At 39.2% G+C, this 26,390-nt stretch carries 25 protein-coding genes; 13 read left to right on the top strand and 12 right to left on the bottom strand.

Annotation, left to right across the window (positions count from 1 at the left end):
* Positions 1–106: 106 nt before the first annotated feature.
* Both efpL and AC0VZ5_RS05170 read left to right on the top strand, forming a co-directional pair.
* Entirely contained in the window at positions 107–679 is a 573-nt protein-coding gene (gene efpL / locus AC0VZ5_RS05165) for an elongation factor P-like protein EfpL (protein ID WP_010391355.1), read from the top strand.
* 148 nt (positions 680–827) lie between these two features.
* Positions 828–1,031, top strand: coding sequence for a hypothetical protein (locus tag AC0VZ5_RS05170; RefSeq protein ID WP_138606245.1), 204 nt, complete (start codon positions 828–830; stop codon positions 1,029–1,031).
* Here the strand turns inward: AC0VZ5_RS05170 and AC0VZ5_RS05175 are convergent.
* Positions 1,028–3,268 carry a sensor domain-containing protein gene (locus tag AC0VZ5_RS05175; RefSeq protein ID WP_178955572.1) on the bottom strand — a complete coding sequence of 747 codons (2,241 nt, stop codon included), beginning with the start codon at positions 3,266–3,268 and terminating at the stop codon, positions 1,028–1,030. The genes AC0VZ5_RS05170 and AC0VZ5_RS05175 overlap by 4 nt on opposite strands.
* A gap of 51 nt (positions 3,269–3,319) precedes the next feature.
* Complete coding sequence (locus tag AC0VZ5_RS05180; RefSeq protein WP_475474504.1) at positions 3,320–6,043, bottom strand: insulinase family protein; 2,724 nt, start codon at positions 6,041–6,043, stop codon at positions 3,320–3,322.
* Between the two features lie 183 nt (positions 6,044–6,226).
* Here AC0VZ5_RS05180 and sixA point away from each other — a divergent pair, with 183 nt between their 5' ends.
* Positions 6,227–6,703 carry a phosphohistidine phosphatase SixA gene (gene sixA / locus AC0VZ5_RS05185; protein WP_475474505.1) on the top strand — a complete coding sequence of 159 codons (477 nt, stop codon included), beginning with the start codon at positions 6,227–6,229 and terminating at the stop codon, positions 6,701–6,703.
* Between the two features lie 54 nt (positions 6,704–6,757).
* On the opposite strand, the gene AC0VZ5_RS05190 is transcribed toward sixA, so the two are convergent.
* A complete protein-coding gene (locus AC0VZ5_RS05190; RefSeq protein ID WP_475474506.1) occupies positions 6,758–7,681 on the bottom strand; it encodes an AEC family transporter in 924 nt (307 codons plus the stop codon).
* 32 nt (positions 7,682–7,713) lie between these two features.
* Positions 7,714–8,271, bottom strand: a complete 558-nt coding sequence (gene smrB, locus AC0VZ5_RS05195) for an endonuclease SmrB (protein ID WP_475474507.1) — start codon at positions 8,269–8,271, stop codon at positions 7,714–7,716.
* A gap of 298 nt (positions 8,272–8,569) precedes the next feature.
* Here smrB and prmB point away from each other — a divergent pair, with 298 nt between their 5' ends.
* Positions 8,570–9,505 carry a 50S ribosomal protein L3 N(5)-glutamine methyltransferase gene (gene prmB / locus AC0VZ5_RS05200; protein ID WP_008466678.1) on the top strand — a complete coding sequence of 312 codons (936 nt, stop codon included), beginning with the start codon at positions 8,570–8,572 and terminating at the stop codon, positions 9,503–9,505.
* Between the two features lie 91 nt (positions 9,506–9,596).
* Positions 9,597–10,694, top strand: a complete 1,098-nt coding sequence (gene aroC / locus AC0VZ5_RS05205) for a chorismate synthase (RefSeq protein WP_475474508.1) — start codon at positions 9,597–9,599, stop codon at positions 10,692–10,694.
* 62 nt (positions 10,695–10,756) lie between these two features.
* Here aroC and AC0VZ5_RS05210 read toward each other — a convergent pair whose 3' ends face one another.
* From AC0VZ5_RS05210 to AC0VZ5_RS05230, 5 genes are all read right to left on the bottom strand, one after another.
* Positions 10,757–11,911, bottom strand: coding sequence for a lipase family protein (locus tag AC0VZ5_RS05210; protein WP_475474509.1), 1,155 nt, complete (start codon positions 11,909–11,911; stop codon positions 10,757–10,759).
* 13 nt (positions 11,912–11,924) lie between these two features.
* Positions 11,925–12,539, bottom strand: coding sequence for a DUF6795 domain-containing protein (locus AC0VZ5_RS05215; RefSeq protein WP_055011736.1), 615 nt, complete (start codon positions 12,537–12,539; stop codon positions 11,925–11,927).
* 72 nt (positions 12,540–12,611) lie between these two features.
* A complete protein-coding gene (locus AC0VZ5_RS05220) occupies positions 12,612–12,821 on the bottom strand; it encodes a hypothetical protein (RefSeq protein ID WP_475474510.1) in 210 nt (69 codons plus the stop codon).
* On the bottom strand, positions 12,818–13,168 hold the full coding sequence (locus AC0VZ5_RS05225; protein WP_308200103.1) for a DUF6795 domain-containing protein: 351 nt from the start codon (positions 13,166–13,168) through the stop codon (positions 12,818–12,820). Before AC0VZ5_RS05225 ends, AC0VZ5_RS05220 begins: the two co-directional genes overlap by 4 nt.
* Entirely contained in the window at positions 13,114–13,473 is a 360-nt protein-coding gene (locus AC0VZ5_RS05230) for a DUF6795 domain-containing protein (protein WP_475474511.1), read from the bottom strand. Before AC0VZ5_RS05230 ends, AC0VZ5_RS05225 begins: the two co-directional genes overlap by 55 nt.
* A 183-nt stretch (positions 13,474–13,656) precedes the next feature.
* Between AC0VZ5_RS05230 and AC0VZ5_RS05235 the strand changes: the two genes are divergently transcribed.
* A complete protein-coding gene (locus AC0VZ5_RS05235; RefSeq protein ID WP_475474512.1) occupies positions 13,657–14,043 on the top strand; it encodes a DUF4112 domain-containing protein in 387 nt (128 codons plus the stop codon).
* 42 nt (positions 14,044–14,085) lie between these two features.
* Here the strand turns inward: AC0VZ5_RS05235 and AC0VZ5_RS05240 are convergent, their stop codons facing one another.
* A complete protein-coding gene (locus tag AC0VZ5_RS05240) occupies positions 14,086–14,784 on the bottom strand; it encodes a 2'-5' RNA ligase family protein (RefSeq protein ID WP_475474513.1) in 699 nt (232 codons plus the stop codon).
* A gap of 220 nt (positions 14,785–15,004) precedes the next feature.
* Here AC0VZ5_RS05240 and AC0VZ5_RS05245 point away from each other — a divergent pair, with 220 nt between their 5' ends.
* The 6 genes from AC0VZ5_RS05245 (at position 15,005) to AC0VZ5_RS05270 (ending at position 23,158) form a co-directional block, all read left to right on the top strand.
* Positions 15,005–18,190, top strand: a complete 3,186-nt coding sequence (locus AC0VZ5_RS05245) for an HD domain-containing phosphohydrolase (RefSeq protein ID WP_475474514.1) — start codon at positions 15,005–15,007, stop codon at positions 18,188–18,190.
* Positions 18,191–18,370: 180 nt separating this feature from the next.
* Positions 18,371–18,925 carry an elongation factor P hydroxylase gene (locus AC0VZ5_RS05250; RefSeq protein ID WP_475474515.1) on the top strand — a complete coding sequence of 185 codons (555 nt, stop codon included), beginning with the start codon at positions 18,371–18,373 and terminating at the stop codon, positions 18,923–18,925.
* Positions 18,915–20,057 (top strand): ATP-NAD kinase family protein, encoded by a 1,143-nt coding sequence (locus tag AC0VZ5_RS05255; RefSeq protein ID WP_475474516.1) that lies wholly within the window; start codon positions 18,915–18,917, stop codon positions 20,055–20,057. The genes AC0VZ5_RS05250 and AC0VZ5_RS05255 overlap by 11 nt, the downstream gene beginning before the upstream one ends.
* Before the next feature lie 3 nt (positions 20,058–20,060).
* Positions 20,061–20,336, top strand: a complete 276-nt coding sequence (locus tag AC0VZ5_RS05260) for a YfcL family protein (RefSeq protein WP_054202147.1) — start codon at positions 20,061–20,063, stop codon at positions 20,334–20,336.
* A 143-nt stretch (positions 20,337–20,479) separates the two neighbouring features.
* Positions 20,480–22,039, top strand: a complete 1,560-nt coding sequence (locus AC0VZ5_RS05265) for an AbgT family transporter (protein WP_475474517.1) — start codon at positions 20,480–20,482, stop codon at positions 22,037–22,039.
* A gap of 141 nt (positions 22,040–22,180) precedes the next feature.
* Positions 22,181–23,158: a hypothetical protein gene (locus tag AC0VZ5_RS05270; protein ID WP_475474518.1), complete on the top strand. Its 978-nt coding sequence runs from the start codon at positions 22,181–22,183 to the stop codon at positions 23,156–23,158.
* 221 nt (positions 23,159–23,379) lie between these two features.
* Here AC0VZ5_RS05270 and AC0VZ5_RS05275 read toward each other — a convergent pair whose 3' ends face one another.
* Together AC0VZ5_RS05275 and AC0VZ5_RS05280 are read right to left on the bottom strand one after the other, a co-directional pair.
* Positions 23,380–25,209, bottom strand: coding sequence for a DEAD/DEAH box helicase (locus AC0VZ5_RS05275; RefSeq protein WP_054202149.1), 1,830 nt, complete (start codon positions 25,207–25,209; stop codon positions 23,380–23,382).
* Positions 25,210–25,369: 160 nt separating this feature from the next.
* Positions 25,370–25,633 carry a GrxA family glutaredoxin gene (locus tag AC0VZ5_RS05280; RefSeq protein ID WP_008114535.1) on the bottom strand — a complete coding sequence of 88 codons (264 nt, stop codon included), beginning with the start codon at positions 25,631–25,633 and terminating at the stop codon, positions 25,370–25,372.
* Positions 25,634–25,923: 290 nt separating this feature from the next.
* Here AC0VZ5_RS05280 and AC0VZ5_RS05285 point away from each other — a divergent pair, with 290 nt between their 5' ends.
* Complete coding sequence (locus AC0VZ5_RS05285) at positions 25,924–26,370, top strand: Hsp20 family protein (RefSeq protein WP_475474519.1); 447 nt, start codon at positions 25,924–25,926, stop codon at positions 26,368–26,370.
* Positions 26,371–26,390: the final 20 nt, after the last annotated feature.

The raw sequence follows: 26,390 nt of genomic DNA on the forward strand, positions 1-26,390 counted from the left end.
GAACCACATATTTTTAAAAAGTATGACTAAGTTGTTTTGTTTCTATTGAAGATTCTTCAGTTCGTGGTATGTTTCTCGCAATCAAAAAAACAATAGGAATTCACCCATGCCAAAGGCGAGTGATGTTAAAAAAGGGACGGCTATTGACTTTAATGGCCGTGTATTAGTAGTAAAAGATATTGTACGCTCAGTACCACAAGGTCGTGCTGGTGGTAGTTTATACCGTATGCGTTTATACGATGTAGTAACGGGTAGTAAAGTTGACGAAACATTTAAAGACAGCGATATGCTTAACCTTGCTGATTTAACTCGTCGTGAAGCCATGCTGTCGTACATTGATGGCGATGAGTATGTCTTCATGGATAATGAAGATTACACGCCTTACAATTTAAATAAAGACGCCATAGCGGAAGAAATTCAATTTGTTAATGAAGAGACCCAAGGTGTGCACGTTATTGTAATTGACGGTACTGCTGTAGGTCTTGATCTTCCTTCAAGTGTTGAGCTTGTTGTTGAAGAAACTGATCCTTCAATTAAAGGGGCTTCAGCTAGCGCTCGCTCAAAGCCTGCACGCTTATCAACTGGCTTAACAATTCAAGTGCCAGAGCATATTTCAACCGGTGATCGTATCCGCATAAATACTGCTGAGCATAAGTTTATGGGTCGTGCTGACAAGTAAGCTGTAATGAATTGATAATTGAGAGCCGAGCTTTTAAGTTGCTCGGCTTTTTTGTGTCTGATTTATAAGCACCGCCACTAAAGAATACGTTGCTTTAATTTTCGCCAGTTTAACGCTATTATATGCGCCTTAATTTTTCAGCAGTCAGATGAGCATGGTATTATTTATTTTACTCAGTGGTGTGTTTATCGCACTTATGTATATTGAAACCATTAAAAAGGGTATGCCTGTTAAGCGTTGGTTATTTTTGGGTGGATTATTGGGGCCTGCAGCCTGGTGTTTATTTAATCTACATTATCGACGTGCATTAATACGTAACATTGGTGCAAAAACTTGTCTATGGCGTGCTTAGCTAGTCGCTCTAACTAAGCTGAGTTTTGATTGGCTTTGCTGTTGTTTTAAAAATGCAGTGAATTCATCTTTTGAGAGTGGTTTAGAATAGTAATAGCCTTGTAGTGTTTCACAGTTAAGCTCTTCCAGTATACTTATTTGTGAAGCTTGTTCTACACCTTCAGCAACTACATGTAAATCAAGGTTATGTGCAATAGTGACAATAGAGTCCACCATATTGCGGCCGCGTTCGGTTTTCATATCATCAACAAAGGCTTTATCTATCTTAAGCGTATTCAGTGGAAACTGTTTCAAATACGCCAGCGACGAATACCCAGTACCAAAATCATCCATAGCTAAATGAATGCCACGGGCACTTAGAGAGCGCATAATAGCAATGGCTTCTTGTGGGTCGTCCATTACCGTGCCTTCAGTGATCTCAAGCTCTAAAAAGTAAGAGGGCAGTTCATTTTTTTGTAAAATCACATCAATGCGCGAAGTTAAATCGGGTAAGCTAAACTGTTTTGCTGATAAATTTACCGCAACACGAGCGTTAAATAATCCAGCGTCTAACCATTGTTTTACGTCACGACAAGCTTTGTTTAAAACCACTTCACCAATTTCAATAATTTGCCCTGTTTCTTCGGCGATTGGAATAAATACCCCCGGGCTAATAACCCCTTTTTTCGGCGTAATAAAACGCACTAACGCTTCCATTCCAGCAAGCTTACCAGTACGAATATTCATTTTAGGCTGATAATACACCTCAAAGTGATCTTCTTTTAAGCCAAAGCGCATTAGGTTTTCTATTTGTAGTCGCTTTACTGCTTGGCGATTCATGTTGTCATTAAAGAACAGGTAGCTGTTACCTTTCTTTTTCGCATGATACATAGCGGTATCGGCGTTCTTTAATAGTATTTCAGGGGTGTTACCATCTTCGGGGAATAACACTATGCCAACACTGGATGTGATAGCAAGTTCATGTCCTGCCATTTTAAATGGTGTGGCTATTGCTGCTAAAAACTGTTTCGCCATGCGGGTGATGGTGAGAATATCGTTGGTGTTTGACATAACCAGCGCAAATTCGTCGCCGCCTAGGCGATAAAACACATCATTTTCACGGGTAAGCTTATTTAAGCGCATAGCAAGCTTTGCCAGTAAGCTGTCACCTAACTGATGACCCAATGAGTCATTTATCTTTTTAAAGTTATCTAAATCAAATACTAGCAAGGCATGGTGTGAATGCTCCTTTGCTAATTTTTTTAAGTCAGAAAAAAATAAATTACGGTTTGGTAAGCTGGTGGTGCGATCTCGATTGGATAAATTATTGAGCTCAGACTCCGTTTTTTTACGCTCGGTTAAATCAGAATACACCACCACGTAATTGGTAATTTGATTTTGCGCGTTTTTAATTTCATCTATCGAGATTTCAAATGGTAGTAGAGCATGGTCGCTATTACGCAGCTTTACTTCTTCTTGAATATGTTCATGCTTTCGAACGGTGTCTTTTATGGACTCTATATAGCCTCTGTCGTAACCGGCTAAATGAAATTCTTTTTTAAGGTATTGCTCACGTACACCGCCGAACAAAGTTAAAAAGCTGGGATTAATGTCAACAAGCTTAAAATCTTTATCATAAATAGCCAGTGCATCGGTAAACGACTCAACGCATTTTGCAAATAGGTTTAGTCGCTCTTCGGTTGATTTGAGCTGAGAAATATCTCTTACCGTGCCAGTCATTCGCAATGGACTAAGGTTCGCGTCTTTTTCGATTATTTTTCCACGGTCGAGTACCCAATGCCATTTACCAAAGCTATCTTTAATACGATAAGTGGCTTCGAAAAAAGTACTCTCTTCAGCAAAATGTTTTTTTAGTAGATAATCTACATGGGTTAAATCGCGAGGGTGTATTAGGCTTTTATTCGGTGGGAATTCTACTAGATTGTTGTTATTCAGTACGTACTTGTCGTTAATACGAATAACCTTGCCGGTTTTTATATTCCAGTCCCATAGTGTGTCACCACTGCCTTCTACGGTGCTTTTTAAACGCTTTTCAGATTGCTGTAATTGAGAATGTGAGCGTTTTAGAGAGTGAATAACCGTAAACAAATAAATTAACAGTAACGTCATTATTGCGCACACGCTAACGACAAGCGCATTTAAGTTCAAGCTAAACGATGACTCAAATGCACTAGCAGAATGGGCTGTGGCCAAAGTGGCCAACAATAGAATGTATTTTATTATTTTTATTTTTTTCATTGTCTTACTTCTTATTTACAAAAGACAATCTAAATCAAGCGCGCGCAAGAGTCAAAGAGAATGAGAATAAAGTGGTAGATTCTTCGTTTGATTCACAGATTTAGCGCTTAAAAGCTCATATCTTGGGCGATCTGCATTAAAAATTTCAGCTGCATAGGCTTTTACATCCTCAAGCGTTAATGCGCTTAAAGAATCCAGCAGGCGTTGCTGCATATTAAACTGGTGATCGCCATTGCCAATAGCAAGCCATAAACGTTGTGAACGTAAACGCAAGTTTTTGTCTTTTTCGGCAATATGCGTTGTTAGCCCATATTTTTGTTGCAGCCAGGCTTGCTCTGTTAGTTCATCAATGGTTGATAAATACTGACTGATGAACACATTATGCCTGTGTAGTAACATGCTTGGTTCAAATTTAGGTGACTGAATATAAAAAGCAATTCCGGCACGAGTATTAAAGGGCGCATAACCGGCACCGACCAAATAACCCAATTGTTGTGTGGTGCGTAGTTCATTGAAATAATCTTGATTAATTAAGTGATTAAGCGCCATCATTTTTACTTTTTCATCAACATCATCGCTTAATGCTTGGTAGTAAATCACCATGGCATTATCGCTACAAGCGAGTTCTAATTCGTAACGAGTCACTTTAGTAATTTCAAAGAGTGGGCGCTTTAAATCTTCTATAACTGCTGACTTTTTAAGGTGTAGTGCCACCTTTTTCTGAAACTCAAGGGCTTCACTTTGCTGCCAATTGCCATGTAAAAAAGACTCAACATGAAGTGCATTAAAAAACGCCTGTCTAAACTCATTAAACTGATGAAAACAGGTATCTTTAAGTGCATTTGCTAACTCGTCAGGCTGTGGGTTCCACGGCATTATCTTAGCGCCTAATATACTAAAGAGCTCACTAACAGGTTTATTTTGGTTACTATTGCGCCAATGCCTTACCAGTTGCTTTTTATATTCAGCAAAGCGTTTAGCACAAATTTTTACGTTAAATAGTGCATCAATTAGTTGATCAACCAGCTCAAGTTGGCTTGAAGATAGCCCCGCAGTATGCAAGGTTAAGCCACCTTGGTGAGAGGTTAAGTGATAACTTAAGCCCGCGAGCTCAGCTGGATAAAACTGCTCGCCAACACTATCCATAAACAAATCAGAAAACAATCGAGTCAATGCCATATGCTTTACATCTTTAACTGCAAAGTCAGAGTCCATGGCTAAATAAAAATGCCCTTTAGCCACTCTGAAGGTGGCATCTTGTTTAAACCAAAAATCAAAGCCAGCTTCTTTTACCAATAATGTTGGATGAGCTTGCTGCGACTCTATTGGGAATAGAACAACATCTTTAGCTAAATAAGGGTTTGCGGTAGGTAATAACATTTCACCTTGTGGCTGACTAATTTGTGCCAGCGCTTCAAGCCAATGCAGTGACAATTTTTCAATTTTATACGGTGTGTTATACCAAGCGGCTGTGTGTTCAGGCTCTACACCCGGATGAATCAGCACTAAACGCATATTATGAGGGGTTAACCATTGCATCGCCATTTCATGAGTGGTGGCTTTAAAGCCTTCCATTAAATAGTCGCCTTGTAAGTAATTAACTTCATCGTAATGTTGCATGTTAATACTTAAATTACTGACCCAGTCAATCAGCCGAGATTTTTCTTGGTTATCAAATGCGATTTGCAGCAGCTTTTGCTTATCTTGATAAAGGCGAGGGAGTTTGCCGATGTTGTTATTTATTAAGCAAATGTATTCAAATACCATTTCAATAATATCTTCGTAGTATTCAATGCCTTCATCGGTCAGCGCCATACTAATATTAAAGTCTTTAAAGTTACTACCGTTGATACCACCCCCGGCAGAAAGAGCATTGATCCAACCTTGTTCTTTAAGTACCGAATATAGCGAGCCTTGCCCTTCATACCCTAGTAAGTGGGCAATAAAACTAACAGTTTTATGACGGTAAAAATCGTCAATGTTTGGCATAGCAAAGCTAATAATCAGCTTTTGTACATGCTTGTGTGGCTCAATATGGAGCAACTTACCCAAGTCTTGGCTGCGATAAAGCGGTGCCTCTATGGGTGGCTTTAACTTGCTGTTATTGCCTTTAATCTGCCAGAAATATTGAGTTGCCCATGCCTCAAGAGTATCTAATGATTCATTGGCACAAATCACTAGGGTCATCCATTGAGCTTGGTAATGCTGATTAAAAAAGTCGCGTAACTCATCACTAATACAGCGTTTTCTATCAGCTAATGTTTGTAGGTTGCCTACAGAGAACTTAGCAAACGGATGTGCAGGGTTAACCGTTTCTTTATGTACTTGATAGATGCGCCGGCCATCATCTTTAATCTTTAATTTAAACTCAGCCTCAATCGCATTACGTTCTTTTTCGGTTTCTTCGGGATTTAAGGCGGGCGCTATAAAAAAACGGCTAAATTGTGCTAACGCCGATTCAATATGATTGTTATTAATATCAAAAAAGTAGCAGGTATGCTCGGTACCAGTCCAGGCATTGGTGTTACCACCAGATTGAGAGACAAAATTATTAAAGCTACCGGATTCGGGATACAGATCCGTACCTAAAAACAACATATGCTCTAAAAAGTGCGCTAAGCCTTGCCTATCAAGAGGATCATCAAAGTGACCAGCGTTAACTGCCATGGAGGCTGCCGCTTTTGCTGAGTCCTGATCGCGCACTAAAAGCACTTTTAGACCATTGTCCAGTGTTAGTGTGCGGTAAGCTCTGTTATCATTGGTGCTGATTTTCAAATGATGCTCCTGAAACTAAACGTAAATTGTTAACAACAGATGATAACTTCAGGAATGCGACGCTATTTACCTGAACATCATGAAAGAACTATTTTAAGAAAATAAATAGGTTTGAGTTATTAATATAGCGGAAATTCGAGCAAATTGGCTACTGTTTTATATTCTTTAATTGGTTGATTTTTTATGAAAACAATCTTGATAATGCGTCATGGTGAAGCAATACCTATGCAGGCTGATGATGCCAGTAGAAATTTGACTTCTGTGGGTCAGCAACAAGCTGAAAAAATGGGTTTATGGTTGCAAAAAATACACGCTCCCAGTGGCTTATTAGTTAGTCCCTATGTTAGAGCACAGCAAACGGCCGAGGCTGTTAAAAAAAGTAATCACTTTTTATTTGAAGAAACCTGTCACGATTTTATTCCTGATGGGAACCCCCAGGTTGCCGCAGATTATTTAGAAACGCTAATTGCGCTTCACCCCGAATGCGATTCCTGGCTTGTAGTTGCCCATATGCCCATAGTGAGCTATTTGGTTGACCAACTGTGCCCGGGTAACATGCCAATTTTTAATACTGGTGCAGTTGCCCAAATTAGTTACAATGAAGTGAGCCATAAAAGTGATTACATCACTATAGATGCGCCAGCGAATGTAACTATATAACCTACGAATCTCCCCAACTCAAAGCCTGACGATAAAACGTGGTTAGGCATTTATCTAAAGTAAAATGGTTAACCACACACTAAAACTCAACACACTTAATACTGTAGATAAAACTACCGCACTGGCTAGGGTATCTTGGTGTTGTTTTATTTGGCATGCAATTAAATAGGCATTAACGCCTAATGGTGATGCACTTAATAGCACCAGTACTTTTAAGAGTGACTCATTAAGTGTAAATACGTGAGTGCCTAGCAATAATACCAAGGCAGGTAATATGACTAATTTTAATAGACTGGCAATGGCCGCTGCTTGCCAGTTATCGCTAATTTTATAAAAAGCTAAGTTAGCGCCCAATACAAATAACGCACAAGCAATAGCTGGTTCGGCTAAAAGCGCTAAGCCATTAGTTAAGTCAGCAAATAAAGTAACCCCTGCCAAATTAACCAATAAACCAGTGCTAATACTTAACACTACCGGATTGAGTAGCATATTCTTGGAAAATGCTGACCAGGAAAACGCATGACTGGCGCTGTTTGCACTAATTAAAAAAGTAAGGGTGAACAATAATGCGCTATGAAAGGTAATGATCATAAAAATAATGCCCATCATTTGCTCGCCTAATGCGGCAATAATAATCGGCAAACCCACCAATACAGTATTGGAATAGCTACTGCCAAGGGCAAACACGCTATGGCGTTCGTATTGAAGTTTTTTAGAGAGAATGTAGCGGTCAATAATTAGGGCAAAAAGGTAAATTAAAATAACCGGAATGTAAAAACTTAAAAAGCCATTTAGGCTGACACTGGTTTGTAAGTCTGCTTTGGCCATATTTAAAAATAAAAAGCTCGGCACACTAATATAAAAAGTAAACTTACTTAATCCCGCTATATGAATTCGTTCTAAAAAGCCACTGCGGCTAGCAATATAGCCACATAGCACAATAAATATCAGCGGGAATATAATCGAAAATATATGCACTAAAAAAGACTCTTATTGATTGGCTCTAGTGCTCAGCGTCTAAACTCATCACTTTGCGGTAAATTAATTAATATGAGTACTGCACCTTTACCGCCATATTCAAGTGGTGCTTGATGCATAGCAATAACGTCGGGGTGCTGCACTAAATATTGCGGCACTTTATGCCTGAGGATATGGCCGCCAATTCCGTGTACAACACAGGCACAATAGTAATGCTTTTTTTTACACTCATGAATAAGCCCTGCGAGTTCATCTTTGGCTATCTCTTTATTTAAGCCATGCAGGTCGAGGGTTAAATCAGGTATAAAATCCCCTCGGCGAAGTTGTTTCGCTAAAAAACGATCCTGACCCTGTTGCACATAATTAACAGTACCGTTAGTGTCTATATCGGGCACATATTCATCAGAAAAGAAAAATTCTGATTGTTGTTGCTTTTTTTGCTGGGCAAATTGCTTCGCTTGTGACACTTTAGGTTTATTACTAAAACGGTGAGTGTCTTGTTTGAACACGCGCGCACCGCTGATACTTTGACGAAACAAGTCAATGTCATCAGGGCTAATTAGGTTGTTTGAGTGTGGATCTTTTTTCATAGCGGCAGTCTAAACAAAAAAGTGGTAAAAATCGAGTAAAAAGGTGTGATACCCAAGCAGCTTTGAGGTGCATAGTACAGCGCCAATATGGTTAGTTTAAAAGCGATTTATACTGCGTTAATGATTTGAACAACAGAGTGACTATTACACTTGCAATCAATGCCTTGTTTAAATTACTTTTAATTCTAACTGTCACTCGCACCTAGAGGTGGCTTGGGTATACAATAGGGCAATCATGGGGCCCACAGTTGTGCCCCGATTGAGTTTATTTTTTGAAAGTAGCAGGCAGATAATACTGATGAGTGAATTACTAATAGAAGAAGCAACCCTGGATGAAGCTGTTGCAGAACTTTCAACCTTACATGATTGGCTTCGTTGGACGACAAGTCAATTTGCAAGTAGCGGTATTTTCTTTGGTCATGGCACCGATAACGCATGGGATGAAGCGGTAAGTTTGTTATTACCAGCGCTTAGTTTGCCAATTGATGCACCCAAAGAGCTGATGCATGCCCGTTTAACCAGCACTGAAAAAAACCGTTTAGCAGGCTTAATTGCCGAGCGCATTAACGATTTTACCCCAGTTCCATACCTGACCAACATTGCATGGTTTGCCAATATGCCATTTTATGTGGATGAACGTGTATTAATTCCTCGCTCGCCTTTTGCTGAGCTTATTAATAATCGTTTTACACCTTGGCTAGAGCAGCCAGAGTCAGTAGGACGTATTTTAGATTTATGTACGGGCTCGGGTTGTATTGCGATTGCATTGGCACAAGCATTCGAAAATGCGCAAGTTGATGCGGTTGATATTTCCTATGAAGCGCTTGAAGTGGCTGATATTAATATCACTGACTATCAACTAAGTGACCGTGTATTACCGATCCAGTCTGACGTATTCAGTGGTGTACCTGGGCAAAAATATGACTTAATCGTAGCAAACCCACCGTATGTTGATGCTGAAGATATGGCTGACTTACCACGTGAGTTCCACCACGAGCCAGAGCTTGGGTTAGCATCGGGTCACGATGGCCTTGATGTAACACGTACTATTTTAGATCAAGCTAGTGAGCATCTAACAGATAACGGTTTGTTATTTGTCGAAGTAGGTAACTCTATGGTACATATGGATGCACTGTATCCAGGCGCACCATTTGAATGGATTGAGTTTGAACAAGGCGGATTAGGGGTGTTTGTTATTAGCAAGCAACAACTAGATGCCTACTTTGCGCAGTAATAATTAATACTAGCCATTCATCCCAAATGGCTGGGTAACACTATAGCCGAGTTAATCCTCGGCTATAAGTCATTAGGAATGAGGAAAGTTAATGGCAGGTAATAGCATAGGGCAGTTATTTAAAGTGTCCACCTTTGGCGAAAGCCACGGCGTTGCATTAGGCGGCGTAGTGGACGGTACGCCCGCAGGCCTTGAGATAACAGAGGCCGACATACAACACGATTTAGACCGTCGAAAGCCTGGGCAAAGTCGCTACACCACGCAGCGCCGTGAGAGCGATCAAATTAAAATTTTAGCAGGTGTTTTTGAAGGTAAAACTACCGGTACCAGCATTGGTTTATTAATTGAAAATACCGATCAACGTTCACAAGATTATGGCAAAATTAAAGACGTATTTCGTCCAGGTCACGGTGACTATACCTACTGGCATAAGTACGGCCTACGCGATTACCGTGGTGGTGGCCGCTCATCTGCGCGTGAAACCGCTATTCGGGTTGCGGCAGGCGCCATTGCTAAAAAGTATTTAAAGCAGTTTCATGGTATTGAAGTTAAAGCATGCTTGAGTCAATTAGGGCCAATAAAAGCCGAAAACTACGATTGGGACGAAGTGGAAAACAATTTATTTTTCTTCCCAGATACAAGTAAGCTTGAAGCACTTGATGAATATATGCGCGAGCTAAAAAAGCAAGGCGACTCAGTGGGTGCCAAAGTAAAAGTAGTGGCTAAAAATGTACCAGTTGGCTTAGGTGAGCCAGTATTTGATAGGCTAGATGCCGAACTTGCACATTCATTAATGAGTATTAATGCTGTTAAAGGCGTTGAAATTGGCGATGGCTTTGATGTAGTCGAGCAAAAAGGCTCAGAGCACCGCGACGAGTTAACCCCTGATGGGTTTACCTCAAATCATGCCGGTGGCGTGCTTGCAGGAATTTCAACGGGGCAAGATATAATCGCATCCATTGCGCTTAAACCAACATCAAGCATTACTATTCCCGGTAATAGTATTAATACCGAAAATGAAGCGGTTGAGATGATCACCAAAGGTCGTCACGATCCTTGCGTAGGCATTCGTGCTATTCCGATTGCTGAGGCTATGATGGCCATTACTTTAATGGATCATTTACTTCGTCAACGCGGTCAAAACCCGCATGTAAACCACGAAAATGGGCCAATTAAAGGCGCTATTTAAGCGCCTTTAATTATAATAAATGCGGCTGATATTTGATGCCGCACTTACATAACTGACTATACTTAAATACGGTCAATGGCTTGTTTCGCAACCATATAGAGTTTTTTAATCATTAAACCTAACACCCAACGGATAAATTGAGTTGTGAGCTCTACTACCTCGTATGACGCTTTACCTACAAAAGCAAGCATATGGCCAATTAAACCCTTTAACTCTTCTGTAAGCTCTACAAACTTAACCACAGATTCATGTAAGCATCGCGCTAAAATATCATAAAAAGTTAACCCAACGCTAAGACCTGCTTGTGCAGAAATAAAGGCGTATTGGCCAGTTTTCTTTAAAAAGGTAATTAAGCCATCGGTAATAATTCGCTGCCATCTAAGTGAGAACGTCACGTTATAGCGCAGAGCATATTTTAAAACTGTATGATTATAGTGAAGAGTTTTTAGTGAGCTTTCCATGCTTCCATAATCTTTGTATGCAGCTACAGTATTAACATAACCGGGTGTGTTTTCTTCCATAGAGTGTGCACCAATATTAAAAAACGATCCTTCATTCATCGCCGTTTGGTATTCGCTTGAGGTATGACTAAATGGCCAAGCTGGTACGCAGGGTACAGGATCTGCACCGTGCGTTACACGGTACTGACCAACATTGTGTGCAGCTGAATGCACCGAATGATTTAGCACTACCCTTGGCGCACCAAACGTATATAAATTGGTGGGAATACCTTGATCACTTGCCCATATTGCTGATAGTTGGGCAATCGCACCACCTAAACTATGGCCAACAAGGTGCAAACATTTAGGCTTATGCTGTTTGACATAACTTGCAAACATCGGCTTCATGCTGGTAAAGGCTTTTTCAAAGCCAGAGTGCACTTCTAAGTTTTTAGGGCCATGGGTAATTGCTACGTTTAAGTTTGTTAGCCAATCAGCGCAGGAAGTAAAAACGGTACCACGAATGCCAATAATATGGTGGCCTTCAAATTGTTGTGATGCACCTTCTGCAGTTAAAGCGAAACCTGTAGTGCGGTTTAGAAGTTGATTGATTAAGCCACCACTAACACCTTTAATTTGGTTGTTGGTGATTTTAAAATCTCTATCAAAACTTTGTCCTAATTCTTTTGTAAATGACGTAGATGTTCTTATATCATAAACTCTAGCCGCTATAGTGGCAGCTATATTTGGGGGTAATATTGCTTGGACTTTTTCCATGTCAATCTTCCTTTTATCTTTCAGTTAAATCTGTTAAGTCGTAGTTATTTATCTGGTACTCTTTACCACCTTTTAAAAGTTTATAAGGTAAAAAGTCTTCTTCCCATCGGCAAATACTTTGTGCTACATAGTTACGGTGTATATTCTTTTGATTTCTAAATTCAAATACAACGTGAGGATTAGTTATTTCACAATTTAAAAGTGATAGTTTTTTACTATACTCAGGGACTTCATCAATACCTGACTGAGTTGCAATCCAAAGGGGGATTAAGGTGTCATTATTTTCAATAAATATTTCTTGCGAAACACGGTTTTCAACTATTAGCTTATTTGGTATTGAGGAAAGGATCGTTTTTTTGGGAAAGTGAAAACGTCCATTTTGATCTGTGCTTGCAGTATCTCGGTGGACTTTTTCATCTATGTAGATTAATGATCGTATTATTTCTAAGTTGGCAATTGGTGTGCCATTCTCTGTAACAACCCCATTGACTTCAGGGCTTAAAAATACTTCTTTCTTCTTTTTGAACCAGCTAAACATATCTTCTCCTTGACTAATGGCTGGAAAAATAATCACACAAACAAGAATTAATAAGATAATGAATCGAGGGCTATAGCTAGATTTATTCATAGGCAATCCTTGCATATTTTTATTGAACTCTAATTGAGAATAAAACACATGTAAAGTGAAATGCCCTCTTTTTTAACCTCTCAGAGAGCCTGTAATTTGAGTAACCAGATTTAGCAGTTGATTGATTAAACCGCCACTAACGTCTTTTATTTGTTTGTTGGTGACTTTAAAGTTTTCAATAAAATCTATTTCAAACTCTCTTTTATAACTGTTACTTTTTCTTATATTAAATACTCTTGCCGCAACGCTCGCAGCTGTGCTAGGTGACAACTTATTATTCATAACTCAACCTCCTTCTCTGTAAAAAGCTCTGTAATCTTATTGAAATCTCCATCATGTATTTTGTACTTTATCTCTCCGTTCTCTATTATATGTGTTGGTATATAGTCATCTTCCCATCTACAAATACTGGAGGCTATCCTATTTAAATGCTCATTATTGTAATTTTTGAATTCAAACCTGACTAATTTATTTGTTATTTCGCAATTTATGAATGCTAATCTGTTGGTATATTCAGGTATTTCTTTAATTCCAGACTGATTAGCACTCCAGAGCTCAATTTTATTATCATCATTTAGGATAAATATTTCTTGGGAAATACGGTTTTCAACGATAAGTTTATTCGGAATCGAGGGAAAATTGTTTTTTTGGGAAAATGAAAGCGCCCATTTTGATCTGTGTTAGCAGTATCTCGGTGGACTTTTTCATCTGTGTAGATTAATGAGCGAATGATTTCTAAGTTGGCAACCGGTGTACCATTGTCTGTAACAACACCATTGACTTCAGGGCTTAGAAATACTTCTTTTTTCTTTTTGAACCAGCTAAACATATCTCCTCCTTGACTAATGACTGGGAAAATAATCAAATATGCAATAATAAACAAAATAGTGAATTGAGGGCTGTAACTAGATTTATTTATAGGCAATCCTTGCATATTATTGGACTTTAAAGATGAGAGTACACTATTTAAAATGAATCTACAGTAGCTTTTATATAGCCTCGAACTTTGATACTTTTAGTGTAAAGTATTGCGTTTAGTATATACAGGCTATACATCTTTATTGCCGCTCAATAATTTAAATGTGCTCAGCGCACCTAAAAATAAAGAGCAGTCATTATGCAAAAAAATAATCAATCTCACGTTACACAAGCTGAATATAAAGCCACCATAAAACGACTCGAAGAGTTTAGCCGCTTTACCGATAGCAGCATTGGTATTCCGTTTACTAAATTTAAATTTGGTGTAGAGTCGCTGATTGGGCTTTTACCTGTGATAGGTGATTTAGCAGGGCTTATTTTATCTGGCTATGTACTAATTGAAGCGCAGCGCTTAGGTGTTAGCAAGCGAGTAAAAAGCCGTATTATTATAAATATGTTGATTGATTTTGTTGGCGGGCTCATTCCATTTTTTGGAGATATTTTTGATGCCATGTTTAAAGCAAATACGCGTAACACCCGCATACTTAAAAAACATTTAACAGATAAGCTAACTACAAACCCATAAACATTAATTACAAAGTATGTAATTAGCCCAGTTATTAACTATTTATTTGGCATCAAAAAAGTACTTAGCGAGTATTTCTTTTTGTTGACCAAATTGATCAGACACTCCAATTCCAATCCCAATTATTTCCCCTTGTGCTTGCGGTGGCTCAGCGTGCAGAGTTTTTTGTACTAACGCTAATGCAGGATTTTTCTCATTTGCAAGTAGGGTTAAATGCGGCTGAAAATTTTGAAACACATTAGGGCTGCCATAACGTTCAAAAGCCACAAGTTTATTAGGGTAATGCTTTACCCAACTTGGCACTGGTGCTTGATGATCGCGAAGTGGCTCAAGTTTAAGTGTCACTTCATCGGCTAAGCGTTGTAACTGATAAGATTTTTCTAAGTTTATAAAGGCCCAATTACTGGCAGATACACTAAACCCATTGGCTTTAATTTTAAAAGGTTGATGTTTCTTTACAATACGCTCCACCACCTGCTTAATTTCATTTTGTGCCTCTTGCGGATAATCAGTCAAATATAATGTGGCATGCACGGGTAAGCCTTGCTCATAAAACGTGGTTATTTGCTGTTTGGCTAATTCATTGCTGGTTGTAGCCATGAGCTCAACAATTGGCGAAGAGGGAATAGCAAACACGTTAATACTCACGCTTTTTGCATAACTATTGGCAGAGGCACTCAGTAGCGCTAAAAAAGTAAGAATGCTAACTAGCCATGCTTTAGTGGTGTGTTGTTTAACCATAAGAGTGTATTCATTTAGGTTTTTGGTTTGCATATGGTAAGCGCAATTAGGTGTTCAGTAAATAAAGGCATAAAGTTTTTAAATTTCTGATTTTGTGACTAATATTATTTTAGCTCAAACAATTAATGATTAACTTACTTCATAGGCTTTGAATATTGCTAAATTGCAATTTTCAACGACGTATATTTACTGCTTTTAAAAGTGTTGCAAGGAACGTTCAATGATATTTAAAGCGCTTAAAAAGTTAAGAAAAACAGTACGCTTTTCTATTCGTTTAACGGTTGTGGCAGTATTTGTGTTGGCAACGTCTATTACCGCTATTATAGCCACGAGCTTACAGTATTATTTCAGTGAAAAAATGGCGCTCGAGTCGAACGTGCAACATTTTAATATGACCACTCAATCGGTTGCTGATTACCTAACACGCATTAATGAAAAATCTGAAAATACTTTATATATGATGGTAAAAAACACCTCGTTAGTCGGTGAAAACCTTTCAGATAAAACAGAGCTACGAAATGTATTAAGTGAAATGATGGATTTGAACCCTTTGTTTTATGCTTTTTATATGGGCTATAACAATGGTGATTTTTTTGAGGTTATTAATCTTGAAAGTAGTGCGATGGTTCGTCAGCGTCTTGGTGCAACTGATAATGACCGCTGGGTCGTTATTCAAATAAAATCTGAAGAAGGGCAAAGAATACAGCAAACGCTTTATTTTGATGAGTCATTTAGCTTAAGAGAAAAAACCAAAAAACCGACGTATTTTGATCCCCGCGAGCAAGCATGGTTTAAGCAAGCAAACTCACAGCAAGTAAACAAAACCAAGCCTTATCTATTTACCCATTTACAAACCTCTGGGCAAACGTATTCGATTAAAATAGCGGGTAAAAACCACGTGCTTGGCTTAGGGATTATCGTTGATAATATGTCTAATTATTTAATCGAACAGCAACAGCGTTTGGAGATGCACAGCTCAACACAGTTACTTATTTATAACCGAGAAGGAGAAATTATTGCTTCAAATCAACCCTTTAGTTCAACGGTTGAGGCAAGGCTAAATCGGTTAATACTGGATGAGCAACAGCAAAAAATAGTTGCCAAATATCCTGCTATCACAGTTTCAAATGAAACCAATTGGGCACCTATGGATTTTAGTGTCAGTGGTAAGCCTAAAGGCTACAGTGTTGAATATATAAATGCGATTGCTGAACTGTTGGGTATTAAGGTTAATTATATTAATGGACTCAGTTGGCAAGAATTACTTAATTTATTTGAAAATAAGCAGATAGATGTGATTCATCCGGTACTTAATACACCATCAAATAATACATTGGGTATGCTCAGTACACCCATGGTAAATTTGCCTTTAAGTATCGTTAATCAACAAAACAATCCACCAATTACCCATATGCAGCAACTTGCTGGTAAGTCAGTTGCGGTGGGAGAGGGCTGGTCAATTGTAAAAATATTACGAGCGCAATTTCCAGAAATTAACCTCGTGGAAGTTCCCAGCACAAAGGCGTTGTTAATGCATGTTGCCAATGGTGACACTTATGCGGGAATAGACAGCAAAGCCGTATTGCAATATATACAGCAGCAATTTTTTATTGAGGGGATCCAGTACAATCCGCTTGATGAAGACAGTGCCGCGCTTTTTTCAAATGACTATCATTTATTGTTTCAAAACCAAGACGCGCAATTAAAAGCTTTGTTTGATTACGCCGCCACGCAACTTCCTCTGCAATTTAAACAACAGCTTAGTGATAAATGGCTCAATACTAACTCAGGGAAAAAATCAAAAATTGTAGGCACTGTCCCTTATGAGCAATTAATCACTTTATTGGATGATGATAGTAACTTCTCTAAGCTACAGTTAGTGAACATTAATGGTAAAGAACAGTATGTTTTTATTAAGCCATTATCTGATTATTTAGCGTTAGCCAGTACGGGCTATTTAGCCATTATGGTTTCTAAAGAAGACGTATTGAGCTCCACACGAGAAAAAATAAAGCTTTCAATAATAATAACGGTTGCCTGCTTTATTATGATGCTGCCAGTGTCGTGGTTTTTTGCATCCCCCATTGTCGGCCCTATTAAAACGCTGGTGGGTGAAAACAATAAAATTAAAAATCGGCAGTTTAAACAAGTCTCGACCTTAAAAAGTCATATTAAAGAAATTAATACGTTAGCTTACTCTATGGTTGATATGAGTAAGTCGATACAGCAACATGAAGACAGTCAAAAAGCACTCATGGCGTCGTTTATCGAGTTAATAGCACAAGCCATTGATGATAAATCTCCCTATACGGCCGGGCATTGCGAGCGCGTACCTGAACTCGGTATTGAGCTTGCTAAGGCCGCTTCAGAATCAGAGTTACCGGCTTTTAAAGGGTTTAAGTTTAAAAATGATGATGAGGTTGAAGAATTTAGTTTAGCCGCTTGGTTACATGATTGCGGTAAAATAACCACTCCAGAGCACATAGTTGATAAAGGCACTAAGCTGGAGACTATTTATAATCGTATTCATGAAATTAGAACGCGTTTTGAGGTACTTTGGCGAGATGCTGAACTTGATTACTATAAATCACTGCAACACAGTCCACAAAATAAGCCCGACTTAACCAAGCAGTTGGCAGCTAAACAACAACAGTTGCTGGACGACTTTGCTTTTATTGCACAGTGTAATATTGGCGGCGAAAAAATCACAGAAGCTGCCCTTGAGCGTTTAACTGCGTTGAGTAATATTACTTGGCAGCGTCATTTTGACGATAAGTTGGGGCTTTCACCGGTAGAAATGTATCGCTATGAAGGGACGGATGACACACTTCCCACCACAGAAAAATTACTCAGTGATAAACCTTGGCACTTAATTCCTCATGATAAGCCGATTGAATATGATGAGCGTTTAGGGATTAAAATTGCCCCATGTAAATGTAAATATAACCTAGGGGAGCTTTATAATTTAAAAGTTTCAAGAGGCACCCTTACTAAAGAGGATAGGTTTAAAATTAATGAGCATATGATCAGTACGATACGTATGCTCGATACACTGCAGTTCCCGAAAGAGCTTGAGCGCGTACCGCGTTTTGCCTCTACCCATCACGAAACATTAATCGGCACAGGCTACCCGCGTAAACTCACTGCGGATGACTTATCGATACCAGAACGAGTATTGGTGCTAGCTGATATTTTTGAAGCCCTAACGGCGGCCGACAGACCCTATAAAAAGGCAAAAACACTCAGCGAGTCAATGAGTATATTAGCCAAAATGGTGGCCGATCAGCATGTTGATAAAGCCGTGTTTGAACTGTTTTTAAGTTCAGGTATTTATCTTGATTACGCTAAACGTTACCTCAGTACTGAGCAAATAGATGAGGTAGATATCTCTCAATACTTGTCATAACAACAATGAGCGTGACTCAGGGGGTGTAAACTTAAAGAGGTTTATGCCAACATCGCTTTAAATTGCTAGCTTTTTACTTTGTGCAGAAAAGTACGTACAATTCGCCTCGTTTTTAGTGCGCTTTATATTAGTTTTATATAGCTATAAAGCATCGGGTTCAAACGAGTATACGATATATTTATGCATCAAATAGCTGATTTAATTTCTATTTTCGAACACACTTTTTATCAAAGCCATAACACGCGTTTGGTAAAGGGTGAGCACGAGCCTATCTATATTCCCGCAAATGATACAACGCCTTATCATCAAATTGTATTTGCCCATGGTTTTTACGCCAGTGCACTGCACGAAATAGCCCATTGGTTAGTGGCGGGTTCGCAGCGCCGCTTAGTTGAAGATTATGGTTATTGGTATTGCCCCGATGGGCGCGATGCTACACAGCAAGCGGAGTTTGAATCAGTAGAGGTAAAACCTCAAGCAATAGAGTGGGCATTGAGTGTGGCTGCTGGGTTTGATTTTAACGTATCGGTAGATAATTTAAATGGAGAGCAAACTTGTCGATTTGCGTTTCAATCGCGTGTTCATGCAAAGTTATTAGAGTTGTTGCAAAACGGGTTTAATCCAAGAACAACCTTATTATTAAAAGCACTGTGTAAATTTTATAACACCACGTGGCCATTACATGCTGCGCAGTTTTCATGGCATTCTCCCGAGGAGCTAAAAGATGCAGTTTAAGTTAGGGTTGATTGTAAATCCGGTCGCAGGACTCGGTGGTAGTGTGGCGCTTAAGGGCAGTGACGGTGAAGATACCGCTGCTAAAGCCATTGCATTAGGCGCAGAGCCTAAGTCAAATAGCCGCACTAAAGCTGCACTTGAAGTGCTTATACCTCATCAATCAAACATTACTATTTATACTGTTAATGATGAAATGGGGGAGCAAACAGCAAAAGCGCTGGGCTTTAATACGCAAGTGGTATATCAAAGTAACTCACCCACGTCCAGTGACGATACCGAAGCTGCAGCTCGTTTATTACAGCAACAAGGTGTTGATTTAATCTTATTTGCTGGTGGCGACGGAACGGCGCGCAACATTTGCCATGCGGTAGAAGACTCGGTACCCGTGTTGGGCATTCCAGCAGGGTGTAAAATTCATTCTGGGGTATATGCCATTACGCCAAAAGCTGCAGGCCGTGTAGTTGAAATGCTGGTAAAAGGTGAGCTGGTAACATTAAGCGATGCTGATGTGATGGACATTGATGAAGTGGCTTTTCGCCAAGGAACAGTAAAAGCAAAACGTTATGGTGAAATGCAAGTACCAAGTGAAGTGCGCTATGTACAAGCGGTTAAAAATGGCGGTAAAGAAACTGACGAGCTGGTGCTAGCAGATATAGCTGCTTATGTTGTTAGTGAAATGGATGCCGATAGCCTCTATGTCATGGGTAGTGGCTCTACCGTTGGCGCAGTGATGGAAGAGATGGGGCTTGAAAACACCTTACTCGGTGTTGATTTAGTTGAAGATCAAGCTTTAGTAGGGCAAGACCTAACAGCCCAGCAACTTCTTGAACTTACCAAAGAACGTGAAACAAAGTTAGTGATCACTCTAATTGGCGGCCAAGGGCATATTTTTGGTCGAGGAAATCAACAACTCAGTCCTGCGTTAATTAAAGCGATAGGCCGCGATAATATTATTGTTGTGGCTACTAAAACAAAATTACAGGCTTTAAATGGCCGGCCGCTGATTTGTGATACCGGTGATAGCAAATTAGATGATGAATTAAGCGGTTATATACGTGTAACCAGTGGGTTTAACGACCATATTATGTATGCAGTAGGTCATCAAGATGGGCTGCACCCAGAGGAGAAGTAACACATGAGTTTAGTAAATTACATAGATGCTGCGCAGCAATATTTTGATGATTTAGTGATAAAAGCCACCGATGACGAGTTATTTGCCGGCGGTTATTTACGCGGCCACTTTGATTTAGCCGTAGGTTATGCACAAGTTGAAGAATTAAATCTAGAAGTTGCCGAACTAAACGACACGGTTGAAAAAAGCTTAGTAAAAGCTTATCGCAACGGCGAACTTAATGAAGACGATAAAGCACTCGTAGTAAGAATATGGGATGAAGTAAAAGCACTCGCATAAGCTTTTTTTATTCATTAATAATAGCGCGGCCACTGAGCCGCGTTTTTTTGTGCCTAAAAAAGAACTTGTTTATTCAGTTAAAATTTACCTCATTCCTTAGATACGCTAAAGTAGCGTAGTCTAAATTCTAGGGAACAAGTGAAATGAATAACAATAATGATGCGACAATGCCAACGGGCATAGTTGCGCGATTTTTAAATTTTGTTGAGCGGGTAGGTAATAAGCTTCCTGATCCAGCAATTATCTTTTTGTTTGCCATGTTATTAATCTGGTTTTTATCTTGGTGGTTTTCAAGCGTCACATTTGATGCAATAGACCCTCGTACTGGCGAAGCCATTATCATTAATAACATGCTTGCCAGCGATTCGTTGGCCACTTTTTTATCTTCTATGGTAAAAACATTCACCGGTTTTGCGCCACTGGGTGTAGTACTGGTTGCTATGCTAGGTGTGGGTGTTGCAGAGCATTCGGGCTTTATTAATACCGGCCTTAAATTAATGCTCAAAGTAACGCCTAGAAAATTACTAACACCCTCAATTATTTTAGTGGCTATTGTGAGCCATACGGCTACCGATGCAGGGTATGTGCTGGTTATTCCTCTTGCTGGGGTAATATTTTTTGCAGCTGGTCGTCATCCGCTTGCCGGTATTGCAGCGGCATTTGCCGGGGTAAGTGGTGGCTTTGGAGCTAACTTTATCCCATCTGGGATTGACCCATTACTGCAAAGTTTTACGCAAAGTGCAGCACAAATTATTAATCCTACAATGAGTATTAACCCGCTTAATAACTGGGGCTTTGCTTCAGCATCAAGCTTATTTATTGTAATGCTAGGTTGGTATATCACCGATAAAATTATTGAACCACGTTTAAAAAATTCACCAGTAGATGGTGAAACTCAAGACCTACCAGCATTTGAAGATGCTCGTAGTGACGAAAAACGTGCATTTCTTATTGCCAGTACCGTAATGATTGCTGGTATTGCATTATTAGCGTATGTATCTGCACCTGCTGATTCAGCGATGCGCAGCAGCGATGGCTCGTTAACAAACTTTAGTTCACCACTAATGCAATCAATTGTACCGCTGATTTTTTTATTATTTTGGATCCCAGGCGCAGTATATGGTTTTACCGTAGGCACCTTTAAAAGCTCTAAAGACATGATAGATGCGATGAGCAAAGCCATGAATGGTATGGCGTATTACATTGTTATGGCATTCTTTTGTTCATTATTTATTGCTGCATTTAGTAAATCAAACCTAGGTGCCTTACTGGCAATTGAAGGGGCTCAGGTATTAAAAGCAATGGAGTTACCGAGCTCTGTAACGGTGGTAGGGATTATTTTCCTAACTGGTTTTGTAAACTTGTTTGTTGGTTCAAGCTCGGCTAAGTGGGCACTATTAGGTCCGGTATTTGTACCTATGCTAATGCAGCTCGGTATTTCGCCAGACTTAACGCAAGCAGCGTACCGTGTGGGAGATTCTAGCTCTAATATTATCACCCCGCTAATGCCATACTTCCCGCTGGTGGTAGTGTATTGTCAAAAATACGTTAAAGGCACCGGTATAGGTACGCTTATCGCGATGATGCTACCGTATTCAATCGCCTTTATGATTGGCTGGAGTATCTTCTTGCTAGGCTACTGGGCACTCGGTATCCCATTAGGACTTGATGCCAGCTACGTGTATCCAGCAGTGGCGCCTTAACAAATATAATCGCTATAACAAAGTAGAAGCCCCACCATGAACTGGTGGGGTTTTTTAGAACTTTAAATTAAGCATAATTTATTTAATCGGATTAGATAATAACTCTCTTAGCTTGAGTGTGCATTGAGGGACTTAAAGTAAATGAATAACAATAAACAGATTAGTAGTGTATTTACATATTCATATTTTTGGATAGCTATAATTATACCGGTTGGCTTATCTTCTTTACTGATGAGTTTTATTTTTATAAACGATGGCCTATCAGTTGAATGGCCGAATAAGAAAACCTTATCTGTTTTCTTAGAGTATATGAATGTTCCCTTATGGATTTTAGGTTCAGCATTACCTCTTGCTACTCTAGCAACTGCTAACTTTCGTGCATTACAGTTTCAATCTAATTTGAATTACCAGGAAAGAACAATAAAAAGGCAAGAATTTGAGCATAAAATAGATCTTTATCATAAAGAGTTAACTCTATTTAAAGAAAAATTCTCTGCAGTTATATTTAATGGTAACTTTAAATGCATTCGACCTGAAGATGCTACATTAATTTTTACACGCTTTTATCCAAAACCAACAAAAAAAGAAGATCCATATTTCGAGATAGATATTGAGAAAATAGAATATATATATGAATTTATGAAACTATTCGAGGCTAAAGTATTTGAATTCGGGAAAATAGCAAACACTAAAAGAAATAAGCTGAAGTTTATAAACTTATTGTTTCCAGACTTTTCGGAAGAGCAAAAAATAGAACAAGAGAATTCTATAAATATATATACATTAAAAATAGTATATCTTTTAGGGGTTATGGACGCGACTCTTTTACAAGTTTGTCACGCTATAGGTATTCGCCACTTTTCAATTCAAAAAGAGCCTATTACTTTAATTATAAAATTAATTATAGATATTTACGCATTACAAACTAGCTTTCTTGACGATGGAGAGTCTAAAAATAGCTTTTATTTCTCTCAAAAAAGACAAAGTGCCTTAGTCGATATTTTAAATTTATGGATAAAATATAGTTCAATTTCTAATGTTAAGGCAGATGAATATACCGCTGACGACTTTCGACATGAGTGCTTTATAACAGAAGTATTGAGAAGTCAGCCCAGATAGAAATTAATTACAAATACATAAAATTTGATTTCTTTTTAAAGAGTTATTCTTAATAAAGATTAAATTATATTTTACGATTAATTCTCTATGTTTTATATGTAGTTAAAAATTTAACGCCTAGCTGCTCAAACCTTTCACCTTGAACCTATTATCTTCAAATTTCAGACACAAAAAAACCTTGGCACTTTCATGCCAAGGTTTTTTTACTAAAGAGTCGTTGCTTACTTAGCGGTGAAGCTAACTGGGCGACGTTCTTTACGAGGGCCGCTACGCTTATCAGGGCGTTGACCATCTTTATTAAAGCTACGCTTCTTGTCACCAGCAGGGCGTTCAGAACGCTCGCCGCGTGGCTCAGAAGGGCCTTGATCTTGTGTTAATGTCATACCCATTGGGCGTTTACAAATAAACACTTTTTGGAAGTGATCAAGTACATCTTTAGGCATGTTTTGCGGTAATTGTACCGTACTGTGACTGTCATGAAGACGAATATCACCAATAAACTTGCTTGAAATGTCTGCTTCGTTAGCAATTGCGCCAACAATGTTCTTAACCTGAACACCATGCTCACGACCTACTTCGATACGGTATGTATCCATAGGGCCTGCATCACGGCTATTACGCTCGCGAGGTTTACGCTCAGCGCGCTCACCGCCACGTTCGTTACGACGACCACGGTCACCACGATCATTACGGTCGTTGCGAGGGTTGCGTTCGTTACGCTCACGCGGTTGAATCTTAACTTCTTCAACTTTAATTGGCGATTGTTGCTGCGCTAAACACAGTAATGCACCCGCTAAGTCTTCAGGAGCAAGCTCAAGTTTTTGTGCCATGTTGGCAGCCACTTCATTGAAGAAAGTAATATCTTTGTTTTCAAGTGCAAGCGTAAGCTTTTCTTGAAGCGCATTGATACGTTTCTCTTCAACAACTTTAGCTGTTGGTAATTCAACTTGTGCGATTTCAGATTTAGTATGACGAATGATATTTTTAAGTAAATAACGCTCGTTATGCTTAACGAAAAGAATCGCTTTACCAGTACGACCAGCACGACCTGTACGGCCGATACGGTGAACGTAGGCTTCAGAATCTTGTGGAATATCGTAGTTGATAACTAAGCTTAAACGGTCTACATCAAGACCACGTGCCGCTACGTCTGTTGCAATAACAACATTTAGCATGCCGCTTTTTAAACGATCAACTGTGCGCTCACGCGCTTGCTGGTTCATGTCACCGTTAAGTGGCGCAGCAGAGAAACCTTCGCGCTCTAATAACTCAGCTAGTTGAACTGTATCGTTACGCGTACGTACGAAAACAATAGCACCTTCATATTGCTCTGCTTCTAAGAAACGAACAATGGCTTTGTTTTTATGTACGTGTGCATTCCAAAACACTTGCTCTACTGACGATACAGTTGAGTTGCGTGCAGAAATATGAACCTGTTCAGGATTGTTCATATATTTGCTGCTGATGTTTTGAATTTGCTTAGGCATAGTCGCAGAGAAAAGACATGTTTGCTTTTCACGCGGCGTTTTTTCCATGATGTTTTCAACATCATCGATAAAGCCCATACGTAGCATTTCATCGGCTTCATCAAGTACAAGTGCTTGTAAAGCATCAAACTTGATAGTGCCACGGTTTATGTGATCGATTAAACGACCCGGTGTAGCAACAATAATCTGTGCGCCACGACGAAGTGCGCTCAACTGGATGCTGTAGCTCTGGCCACCATATAGTGCCAGTACTTCAACACCACGAGTGTGTTTTGCATATTGTTCAAATGCCTCAGCTACTTGGATCGCAAGCTCACGGGTTGGTGTGAGTACAAGGATCTGTGGCTGTTTCACAGACGGGTCAATATTATTTAGTAATGGCAGTGCAAATGCTGCTGTTTTACCTGTACCCGTTTGTGCTAGTCCCAGTACGTCCTTTCTTTCTAGCAATAACGGTATACATTGAGCTTGGATTTCAGATGGTGTCTTGTAACCCAACTCTTCAACTGCCTTTAAAATTGCAGGAGAAAGATTTAGAGATTCAAACGTGACTGGTTCTGACATTAATACGCCTCAACGAATTTAAAGAGGCGCGCATTGTATAGGAAATACGAGGCAAATGCTTGTATAAATTACAACTAATTTATATGTGTTTGATGTTGGTCGAAATTTAACCAGCTCAAGTTGTGCGTTAATTAAGCTGGTTAACAATGTACCTACAAATTTACTGGTAAAGGCCTAGGTTTTCTTTGGCGTAGGCTTCAAATTCTGTAAAACCACCAATGTGTGTTTGGTCTACAAAAATTTGTGGCACAGTCGGACATGGCTTGCCTGCAGACTTTTCTAAATCCTCTTTACTGATACCTTCTTTGATGATGTCGATGTAGCGGTATTTAAAATCATCGCGGTCATTAGCAAGTTGCTCTGCAACATCTTTAGCGCGAACACAAAAAGGGCAGCCTTCACGGCCAAAAATTACTGTTAACATAACGCTCTCCTCAAATTAGTTAACCCTAGTGTAACTAATTTCATTATTTATTACAGTGCAAAAAAACGATTATTGTGTTCGCTTTTTTTAGGGCCTGTAAAAAAATAAAAAATATTTTATAAAAAAATCTTGAAATAAAGTTGTCCGCCCATAAATAGTTATTTGAGGACGCCTGATGGGTCTTCATTTAAACAGAACTATTTGAAAATTATATTATTAATTAAATTTTGCCGTTACTTGTTCAAACGAAAAGTGGCAGCAATATATCGCTTAAATATGAGGATATTATTATGCGTACAGTAGACTTATCACCCCTATACCGTTCATTCATTGGTTTCGATCACTTAGCATCATTAATGGATGCCGCTGCACGAACTGACAAGCAGCCAAGTTTTCCTCCATACAACATCGAAGCGCTTGATAAAGACAAATACCGTATCACTATGGCAGTTGCTGGATTTAGTGAAGACGAGTTAAGCCTGCAATCTGAAAATAACACGTTAGTTGTATCAGGCACTAAAGCAGGTAAAGATCAAAACGATGAGCGCAAATTCATTCATCAAGGTATTGCCGAGCGCAACTTTGAGCGTAAGTTCCAGTTAGGTGACCACGTTAAAGTACTTGGCGCAGACCTAGCCAACGGCTTACTGAGTATTGATCTTGAACGTGAGATCCCTGAAGCGCTGAAGCTACGTAAAATTGAAATTGGCTCAGGCAATATGCTCGAAAGTAAATAGCTAAGTTAGCACATGTATTT

It is taken from the genome of Pseudoalteromonas sp. QJM3NY_12 (assembly GCF_056173165.1).

Coding starts and splice junctions, on each gene's coding strand:
- AC0VZ5_RS05210 (WP_475474509.1), bottom strand. CDS start 11,911: ATGGAAAAAGTCCAAGCAATATTACCCCCAAATATAGCTGCCACTATA.
- AC0VZ5_RS05255 (WP_475474516.1), top strand. CDS start 18,915: ATGCAGTTTAAGTTAGGGTTGATTGTAAATCCGGTCGCAGGACTCGGT.
- AC0VZ5_RS05285 (WP_475474519.1), top strand. CDS start 25,924: ATGCGTACAGTAGACTTATCACCCCTATACCGTTCATTCATTGGTTTC.
- AC0VZ5_RS05230 (WP_475474511.1), bottom strand. CDS start 13,473: ATGCAAGGATTGCCTATAAATAAATCTAGTTACAGCCCTCAATTCACT.
- AC0VZ5_RS05240 (WP_475474513.1), bottom strand. CDS start 14,784: ATGGTTAAACAACACACCACTAAAGCATGGCTAGTTAGCATTCTTACT.
- AC0VZ5_RS05250 (WP_475474515.1), top strand. CDS start 18,371: ATGCATCAAATAGCTGATTTAATTTCTATTTTCGAACACACTTTTTAT.
- efpL (WP_010391355.1), top strand. CDS start 107: ATGCCAAAGGCGAGTGATGTTAAAAAAGGGACGGCTATTGACTTTAAT.
- AC0VZ5_RS05260 (WP_054202147.1), top strand. CDS start 20,061: ATGAGTTTAGTAAATTACATAGATGCTGCGCAGCAATATTTTGATGAT.
- aroC (WP_475474508.1), top strand. CDS start 9,597: ATGGCAGGTAATAGCATAGGGCAGTTATTTAAAGTGTCCACCTTTGGC.
- smrB (WP_475474507.1), bottom strand. CDS start 8,271: ATGAAAAAAGATCCACACTCAAACAACCTAATTAGCCCTGATGACATT.
- prmB (WP_008466678.1), top strand. CDS start 8,570: ATGAGTGAATTACTAATAGAAGAAGCAACCCTGGATGAAGCTGTTGCA.
- AC0VZ5_RS05270 (WP_475474518.1), top strand. CDS start 22,181: ATGAATAACAATAAACAGATTAGTAGTGTATTTACATATTCATATTTT.
- AC0VZ5_RS05215 (WP_055011736.1), bottom strand. CDS start 12,539: ATGAATAAATCTAGCTATAGCCCTCGATTCATTATCTTATTAATTCTT.
- sixA (WP_475474505.1), top strand. CDS start 6,227: ATGAAAACAATCTTGATAATGCGTCATGGTGAAGCAATACCTATGCAG.
- AC0VZ5_RS05265 (WP_475474517.1), top strand. CDS start 20,480: ATGAATAACAATAATGATGCGACAATGCCAACGGGCATAGTTGCGCGA.
- AC0VZ5_RS05280 (WP_008114535.1), bottom strand. CDS start 25,633: ATGTTAACAGTAATTTTTGGCCGTGAAGGCTGCCCTTTTTGTGTTCGC.
- AC0VZ5_RS05275 (WP_054202149.1), bottom strand. CDS start 25,209: ATGTCAGAACCAGTCACGTTTGAATCTCTAAATCTTTCTCCTGCAATT.
- AC0VZ5_RS05170 (WP_138606245.1), top strand. CDS start 828: ATGAGCATGGTATTATTTATTTTACTCAGTGGTGTGTTTATCGCACTT.
- AC0VZ5_RS05245 (WP_475474514.1), top strand. CDS start 15,005: ATGATATTTAAAGCGCTTAAAAAGTTAAGAAAAACAGTACGCTTTTCT.
- AC0VZ5_RS05235 (WP_475474512.1), top strand. CDS start 13,657: ATGCAAAAAAATAATCAATCTCACGTTACACAAGCTGAATATAAAGCC.
- AC0VZ5_RS05175 (WP_178955572.1), bottom strand. CDS start 3,268: ATGAAAAAAATAAAAATAATAAAATACATTCTATTGTTGGCCACTTTG.
- AC0VZ5_RS05220 (WP_475474510.1), bottom strand. CDS start 12,821: ATGAATAATAAGTTGTCACCTAGCACAGCTGCGAGCGTTGCGGCAAGA.